General features: G+C 72.5%; 3 protein-coding genes. All 3 read right to left on the bottom strand.

The genetic code is table 11. The features are described from left to right. Nucleotides 1–13: 13 nt before the first annotated feature. Nucleotides 14–364, bottom strand: coding sequence for a WhiB family transcriptional regulator (locus tag CBZ_RS19840; protein ID WP_130783157.1), 351 nt, complete (start codon nt 362–364; stop codon nt 14–16). A gap of 139 nt (nt 365–503) precedes the next feature. Further along, a complete protein-coding gene (locus CBZ_RS19835) occupies nt 504–740 on the bottom strand; it encodes a hypothetical protein (RefSeq protein ID WP_130783156.1) in 237 nt (78 codons plus the stop codon). A gap of 143 nt (nt 741–883) precedes the next feature. Further along, nucleotides 884–1,209 (bottom strand): HRDC domain-containing protein (locus CBZ_RS19830; RefSeq protein WP_174768705.1); only part of this gene is annotated, 326 nt, incomplete at its 5' end.

Below are 1,209 nucleotides of genomic sequence, written 5' to 3'. Positions count from 1 at the left end.
GCGGTGCCGCCGGTCAGGCGGCCGGCAGCGCGTTCTTGCGGGGGCGACCCCGGCCACGCTTCGTCGCGACGACCACGCCGCCGATGAAGACCTGGCCGCCCCAGACGCCCCAGGGCTCAGCCCGCTCGAGCGCGCCGGCCAGGCAGCCCTCCATGATCGGGCACTCACGGCAGAGCGCCTTCGCCCGCTCGACGACGGCCGTCTGCTCGGCGAACCAGAGCTCGGGGTCGTTCGACCGGCACGGGATGAGGTCCGCGACGAGAGCGTCGAACTGGGTGTCGTCGGTGGTCGCGGTGCTGCCCGTGGGAGGCCAGGCGCCGGATCCGCCCTGGTTCACGGTGTCGAGCAGCGTCGTGAGCCGCACGATGTCCTCCTGATGTCCTCGCTGGGTGAGCGTGTCGTTCGGTACCGGACCGGACCTGCTCACCCGCCCGAAGTCATCGGGGGACATGAGAAAGGCCGCGGGTCCGAGAGGGACTCCGCGGCCTTGGTGACCTGTGAGGTCAGACCTGTGGAGCCCTGAGGCGGAAGTAGAGATCGGTCTGCGGGCGCTTGTGCCACGTCGGGAGGCCCGTCCGGCGCTCATCGACCATGCCGATGAGACGACCAGCGATGGCCTGCGTTCCGGCGATGGACACACCACGCCCCTCGAAGCCGACGCCGGTGGGCGCGACGACGTGCCGGGACGCCTGTGCGGCGCACGACGCGACGATCAGATTCGTGTTCATCTCTGCTCCCACCTCCTTCGGCTCCGGGCCATGGCCTTCCGGCGCGACCCCTCTTCAAGGACGTGGATCACCCTAGGCCCGCCTCGCGACCCCGGACAACCGAATTAACGACATGTCTTCGACGAATCTCGGACGTGTCCTCCGATCGGTCGTCCTCAGCCCTTCTCGGGCGCCGCGAGGGCCTGCGCGACGACCGCCAGGACGTCGTCGCCGACGGTTGCGAGGGTGTGCGCGCCGATGCCCGGGAGTCGGCCGAGCTCCTCGTGGGTGCGCGGCAGCCGGGCCGCGACGAGCGCGATCGCCGCGGACGTGAGGACACGCGCGGGGGTGATGCCGGCGGCCGACGCGCGGTCGTCGCGCCAGCGGGTCAGCGCGGCCGTGACGCGGCGCGTCGTGGGGTCGACCTCGTGGCCGTCGTCGACCGGCGCGCCCGCGAGCGCGCCGGGCACCGGACCACGGCCGCCCTGGACCGGGCGGGAGC

It is taken from the genome of Cellulomonas biazotea (assembly GCF_004306155.1).
Classification (GTDB): domain Bacteria; phylum Actinomycetota; class Actinomycetes; order Actinomycetales; family Cellulomonadaceae; genus Cellulomonas; species Cellulomonas biazotea.
Note: the sequence above shows the minus strand (reverse complement) of the source record. Positions and strands in the feature narration are given on the sequence as shown.